General features: G+C 66.8%; 6 protein-coding genes. 2 read left to right on the top strand and 4 right to left on the bottom strand.

The window, feature by feature from the left end:
- Positions 1–1,421, bottom strand: a 1,421-nt coding sequence (paaZ, locus tag IP86_RS00560) for a phenylacetic acid degradation bifunctional protein PaaZ (RefSeq protein WP_054160626.1), incomplete at its 3' end; no start/stop codon positions are given.
- 215 nt (positions 1,422–1,636) lie between these two features.
- Here paaZ and paaI point away from each other — a divergent pair.
- Positions 1,637–2,038: a hydroxyphenylacetyl-CoA thioesterase PaaI gene (gene paaI, locus IP86_RS00555; RefSeq protein ID WP_082363695.1), complete on the top strand. Its 402-nt coding sequence runs from the start codon at positions 1,637–1,639 to the stop codon at positions 2,036–2,038.
- An 11-nt stretch (positions 2,039–2,049) separates the two neighbouring features.
- The gene (paaK, locus tag IP86_RS00550; protein ID WP_054160624.1) at positions 2,050–3,381 is read left to right on the top strand and encodes a phenylacetate--CoA ligase PaaK; all 1,332 of its coding nucleotides are present in this window, start codon (positions 2,050–2,052) and stop codon (positions 3,379–3,381) included.
- A 347-nt stretch (positions 3,382–3,728) separates the two neighbouring features.
- On the opposite strand, the gene paaE is transcribed toward paaK, so the two are convergent.
- From paaE to paaC, 3 genes are read right to left on the bottom strand one after another with little or no spacing between them, the layout of a single operon-like run.
- Positions 3,729–4,817 (bottom strand): 1,2-phenylacetyl-CoA epoxidase subunit PaaE, encoded by a 1,089-nt coding sequence (gene paaE / locus IP86_RS00545; RefSeq protein ID WP_054160623.1) that lies wholly within the window; start codon positions 4,815–4,817, stop codon positions 3,729–3,731.
- 8 nt (positions 4,818–4,825) lie between these two features.
- Positions 4,826–5,329 (bottom strand): 1,2-phenylacetyl-CoA epoxidase subunit PaaD, encoded by a 504-nt coding sequence (paaD, locus tag IP86_RS00540; RefSeq protein ID WP_054160622.1) that lies wholly within the window; start codon positions 5,327–5,329, stop codon positions 4,826–4,828.
- Positions 5,323–6,099 (bottom strand): 1,2-phenylacetyl-CoA epoxidase subunit PaaC, encoded by a 777-nt coding sequence (gene paaC, locus IP86_RS00535; protein WP_054160621.1) that lies wholly within the window; start codon positions 6,097–6,099, stop codon positions 5,323–5,325. The genes paaD and paaC overlap by 7 nt, the downstream gene beginning before the upstream one ends.
- Positions 6,100–6,235: the final 136 nt, after the last annotated feature.

Here is a 6,235-nt window from a genome sequence, read left to right as displayed (position 1 = left end):
GGCAGCGGCGGGCCGTGGCCGGTCGATTCCGCCGCGTCGTCGCGATCGACGATCAAGAGGCGGCCGTGGAACGGCGCGAGACCGAGGATCATCTGCTCGGCGACCGCGTCGTCATAGCTGAACAGCGACGCCACCAGGCTGCCCTCGCCGCGACGCACCAGATCGATCGCCTGCTCGACGTCGTCATAGGCCAGAACGGTGGCGACCGGGCCGAACGCTTCGGTGGCGTGGACCTGCTTGGCCTGCATCGGCTCGCGCGCGCGCAGCAGCACCGGCGCCATGTACGCGCCGGCCTGCGCATCGATGCCCTCGCCCGCCGCTGTGTTCGGATCGCCGAACACGATCTCGGCTTCGCTTTGCAACTTGGCGATCGCGGCGCGCACTGCGTCGCGCTGGCCGCGGCTGACCAGCGGGCCCATCGCCTTGTCGTTGCTGCGCGGGTCACCGAGTTTGACCTCGGCGAGTTTCGTCTTGAGCGCGTCGATCACCGCACTCTCCTGCGCGCGCGGTACCAGCACGCGGCGGATCGCGGTGCATTTTTGCCCGGCCTTGGCGGTCATCTCGCGCACGATCTCGCGGACGAAAAGATCGAACTCCGGATCGGCCGGCGTGATATCCGGGCCGAGCACGGCGGCGTTGAGCGAGTCGCGTTCGGCGATGAAGCGGATGCTGTGGCGCGCAACGTTCGGATGCGCGCGCAGCTTCTCGCTGGTCTCGAGCGAGCCGGTGAACGCGATCAGGTCCTGGCCGCCGAGATGATCGAGCAGATCGCCGAGCCCGCCACACACCAGCTGCAGCGCCCCTTGCGGCAGCAGCTTGGACTCGTCGATTAGCTTCACCAGCGCCTCGGCCACATAGGCGGTCGCCGTTGCCGGCTTGGCGATCACCGGCACGCCGGCGAGCAGCGCCGGCGCCAGCTTTTCCAACAGGCCCCAGCACGGGAAGTTGAAGGCGTTGATATGCACCGCGACGCCATGCAGCGGCGTCAGGATGTGCTGGCCGACGAAGCTGCCGCGCTTCGACAAAGCTTCGACCTCTCCTTCGGTGATGAAGTTCGCCGCCGGCAATTCACGGCGGCCGCGCGACGCGAACGTCGCGAGCGTCACGAGACCGCCGTCGATATCGATGGCATTGTCGCGGCGATTGGCGCCCGTATCGGTGGCGAGCACGTAGAGCTGCTCCTTGCGCTCGCTCAAGTACGCGCCGAGCGCCTTCAACATATCGGCGCGCTGATGAAAATTCATCGCACGCAGGTTCTTGCCGCCGACCTTACGGGCGTGCTGCACCAGCGCGGCGAAGTCGAGCCCGGCGCTGGACGCGCGGGCAATGAGCCGGCCATCGATCGCGCTGGGAATATCGACCAGCCCCTGCGCCGGCGTCACCCAGACGTCGCGCGCAAGACTCTGCAGCGTGTGGCTCATAATCTCCTCCCCGATTGATGCGGCCTTGTTGCTGCGCGGTTTGACGTTCGCGCCGGCCGTTGACACGATGATCCGTTGGCATAATAATTGACTGACCGATCGTTCAATTCAAGAGGCTTTCGCAGCCCGGGACGACGAGGGAGAGAAACGTGACCGACGCCCCGACAGCAACGGGTCTGTCGCCCGACGCGCTGGCGCGCGCCTGCGCCGATGCGATGTGGGCCAACGATCATGCCAGCAAGGCGCTCGGCATGGAGATCGTCGCGATCGGCGCCGGCCACGCGACGCTGGCGATGACGATCACCACCGAGATGGTCAACGGCCACGGCATCGCCCATGGCGGCTTCATCTTCACCCTCGCCGACAGCGCCTTCGCCTACGCCTGCAACTCGCGCAACGACAACACCGTCGCGGCGCAGGGCCAGATCACCTTCATCCGGCCGAGCAAGCTCGGTGCGCGATTGATCGCCAGCGCCCGCGAGATCAACCGCGCCGGCCGCTCCGGCATCTACGACGTCCAGGTCACATCCGCCGGCACGGTGATCGCCGAATTCCGCGGCCATTCGCGGTCGATCGGCGGGACGCTGGTGCCGCAGGTTGAGCCCCAATCACGCTGAGGGAAACCGCCATGGTCGCGACTGTTCACCAGATCAAGCCGGCCGGCTACGCCGCCGAACTCGACGACGCCGAGCGTGCCTCGCGCGACGAAATCGTCGCGCTGCAGACCAAGCGGCTGGCCTGGTCCCTGAAGCATGCCTACGACAACGTCGCGCACTACAAGACCGCATTCGACCGCGCCGGCGTGCATCCGTCGGACTTCCGCGAGCTCGGCGATCTGTCGAAATTTCCGTTCACGACCAAGCTCGATCTGCGCGACAACTACCCGTTCAGCATGTTCGCAGTGCCGCGCGAACAACTGGTGCGCGTCCACGCTTCATCCGGCACCACCGGCAAGCCGATCGTGGTCGGCTATACGGCGAACGATATCGAGACCTGGGCGAGCGTGATGGCGCGTTCGCTGCGCGCGGCCGGCGCGCGGCGCGGCATGATCCTGCATAACGCCTATGGCTATGGCCTGTTCACCGGCGGTCTCGGCGCGCATTACGGCGGCGAGAAGCTCGGCTGTACGGTGGTGCCGATCTCCGGCGGCATGACCGAGCGGCAGGTGCAACTGATCAACGACTTCAGGCCGGACGTCATCACCGTGACGCCGAGCTACATGCTGGCGATCCTCGACGAGTTCAAGCGCCAGGGCCTCGACCCGCGCGCTTCGTCGCTGCGCTACGGCGTGTTCGGCGCTGAACCGTGGACGAATGCGATGCGCGCCGAGATCGAACAGGCATTCGCCATGGACGCCACCGACATCTACGGCCTGTCGGAAGTGATCGGCCCCGGCGTTGCGCAGGAATGCGTCGAGACCAAGGACGGCCTGCATGTCTGGGAGGATCACTTCTATCCGGAAGTGATCGATCCGGTGACCGGCGCAGTGCTGCCCGACGGTGAGAAAGGCGAACTGGTTTTCACCTCGCTGACCAAGGAAGCCTTCCCGGTCATCCGCTATCGCACCCGCGATCTCACCCGGCTTCTCCCCGGCACCGCGCGCCCCGGCATGCGCCGCATGGAAAAAATCACCGGCCGCTCCGACGACATGATCATTTTGCGCGGCGTCAACGTGTTCCCCACCCAGATCGAGGAAGTGCTCCTCGCCACCGACTGGTGCGGCGGCCACTTCATCATCGAACTGACCCGCGACGGCCGCATGGACGAGATGACGGTGCTGGCCGAAGCAAGGCCGGAGAGCTGGGACGGCGTGGGACTAGTGCCACATGCCGAGCGCGTCGCGGCGTATATCAAGAACACCATCGGGATTTCGACCATGGTCAAGGTCGTGCCCCCCGACACGCTGGAGCGCTCGCTCGGCAAAGCCAAGCGCGTCTACGACAAGCGGCCGAAGGGGTAGCGGCCCTTCGCACTGCCTCTCGGCTCGTGCCCCGGACAAGCCGTGGCATGCAATGCCGCGGCGCAGATCCGGGGCCCCGGTTGGGCCTTTGCAGTACGTAATTGTGCGGTCGACTCAGACCGCGCAGTCGATAATCGAACTCCGTGCGGGGGCACACAGCAAATAATCGGGGTCCCGCATCTGCGAAGCAGCGCTGCGCGCTGCATCGCGTGCGGGACACGCACACTCTCTCATTCGTCATTGCGAGGAGCGCAGCGACGAAGCAATCCAGCGCGGTGCACGGTGTCTCTGGATTGCTTCGCTTCGCTCGCAATGACGTGGGACATCGAAACAATGCGCATCACGCCTCACAGGTGATCGTAATCAACCACCACCCGCGCCGTCGTCGGCTTGGCCTGGCAGGTCAGCACGAACCCCGCCTGCAGCTCCCACGGCTCCAGCGAGTAGTTCAGCTCCATCGGCGCCTCGCCCTCGACCAGCTTGGCGCGGCAGGTCGAGCACATGCCGCCTTTGCAGGCGAAGGGGAGATCGACGCCGGCGCGCAGCGCGGCGTCGAGGATGGCTTCGCCGTCGGCGACCGGGACTTCGCGGCGCTTGCCGTCGATGATCAGCGACGCGATTGCTTTCGGCGGCGCACCAGGCGCCACGACGGCCTTCGGCCGCGGCTTGCCGCCGAGGCCGGAGACGAATCGTTCGACATGGATGCGGTCCTCGGCGATGCCGAGTTCGCGGCACGCCGCTTCGACGTCCTCGCTCATCCCGGTCGGACCGCAGACGAAGACGTGATCGACGCAGGCCGCAGGCACCATCGCGGTGAGCAAGAGCCGCACCTTGTCGCGGTCGAGCCGGCCCTGCATCACCGGCACGTCCTGCTCTTCCTGCGACAGCACATGAAACACCGCGAAGCGCTGCAGATAGCGGTCCTTCAGCGCCTCGAGCGTCTCGCGGAACAGAATCTGCTCGGTGGTGCGGTTGCCGTAGAACAGGAAGAACCGGCTGTCCGGATCGCGCGCCAGCACCGCCTTGATCAGCGACAGAATCGGCGTGATGCCGCTGCCGGCGGCAAAGCCAACGTAAGTACGTGCCTCACCGGCAGCGTGAGCGGCGCCGAACCGGCCGGTCGGCGTCATCACCTCGAGCGTGTCGCCGGCTTTCAGCTCCTCGGTGGCCCACACCGAGAACGCGCCGCCGTCGACCTTCTTCACCGCGATGCGCAGCTCGCCGTCGTCCGGGCCGGAGCAGATCGAATAGGACCGCCGCACTTCCTCGCCGTCCATCGTGGTCCGCAGCGTCAGATACTGACCGGGCGTGAACTGGTACGCATCGGCCAGCTCCGGCGGCACATTGAAAGCCAGCGAGATCGCGTCGCGGCCTTCGCGGCGCAGATCGGCGATGGTCAGCGGATGGAAACGCGGGATGGTGGCGGAGATGTTCATGGCAGCGCTCAATGGCACTTGAAGTAATCGAACGGCTCGCGGCAGCTCTTGCAGCGCCACAGCGCCTTGCAGGAGGTCGAGCCGAATTCGGACAGTTGCTCGGTGTCGGCCGAGCCGCATTGCGGGCACGCAATCTTCGGCGCGCCGAACAGCGCGCGGCGGGTACCGCCCGGCAGCGGCGGCGCGATGCCGTAGTCCTTCAACTTGGCGCGGCCGTCGGCGCTCAACCAGTCGGTGGTCCAGGCCGGCGCCAGCACGGTCTTGACCCGTGCGTTGCCGATGCCGGCGCGCGCCAGCGCGGTCTCGATCTCCAGCGCGATCATGTTCATCGCCGGACAACCGGAGTAAGTCGGCGTGATCGTGACCTCGACGCGGCCGAGCTCGACACGCACCTCGCGTAGCACGCCGAGATCGGCGATAGTCAGCACCGGAATTTCCGGATCGACCACCGTCGCGGCGGCGTCCCAGGCGCGGGCGCGCAACTCGGCATCGCTGTCCGCCAGCGTCACCATGTCTGGCCCGGATAGGTCCGCTGCATGTATTGCAGCTCGGTGAGCAAGCGGCCGAGGTGCTCGCTGTGCCGTCCGCTGCGACCGCCGCGCTGCACCCATGTTCCGGTCGGCAGCGTCAGCGTGGCTTCGCTCAGCACGGCGCTGATCGTATTGTTCCAGGAGTCGCGCAGGTCGGCGGGATCGATCGCGACGCCGGCTTCGATCAGCCGCTGCTCGCTGGCGTCGGTGTCGAACAGCTCTCCGGCGAACGGCCACAGCGCATCGACCGCGTCCTGGGCCCGGCGATGGCTTTCGGCGGTGCCGTCGCCGAGCCGGATCATCCATTCGGAGGCGTGGCGAAGGTGATAGGCGCTCTCCTTCTCCGACTTGGCGGCGATCGCCGCCAGCGTCGGATCGGATGAGCGCATCATCGCTCGCCAATACGGGTCGGCAAAGGCCGAGTAATAGAATTGCCGCGCCAGCGTGCGGGCGAAGTCGCCGTTCGGCTGTTCCACCAACAGCAGATTCTGATAGTCGCGCTCCTCGCGTAAGTACGCGAGCTGATCCTCGCCGCGTCCCCTGCCCTCGACCGCGCCGGCGTAGCTGTACAGCTCGCGCGCCTGCCCGATCAAATCGAGCGCGATGTTGGACAGCGCCATGTCCTCTTCCAGCATCGGCGCATGCCCGCACCATTCCGACAGCCGATGCCCGAGGATCAGCGCATCGTCGGCACGGCGCAGCGCGTAGGTGAACAGCGGGGAGTCGGTGATGGTTTCGATGGCGGCGGGCATGTTCGGTCAACGTCCTCTTGGCACAACGATGAGTCGCCGCGCGGCGGGCGGGCGGGCTCCCTCGCCCCGCTTGCGGGGAGAGGGCGGGGGTGAGGGGGCGTCTCCGCGAGTCGCGACTGCTCGGCTGCGGCGAGAC

It is taken from the genome of Rhodopseudomonas sp. AAP120, from assembly GCF_001295845.1.
Lineage (GTDB): Bacteria > Pseudomonadota > Alphaproteobacteria > Rhizobiales > Xanthobacteraceae > Rhodopseudomonas.
The sequence above is the reverse complement of the archived record's forward strand: the minus strand, read 5'-3'. Positions and strand labels throughout refer to the sequence as shown.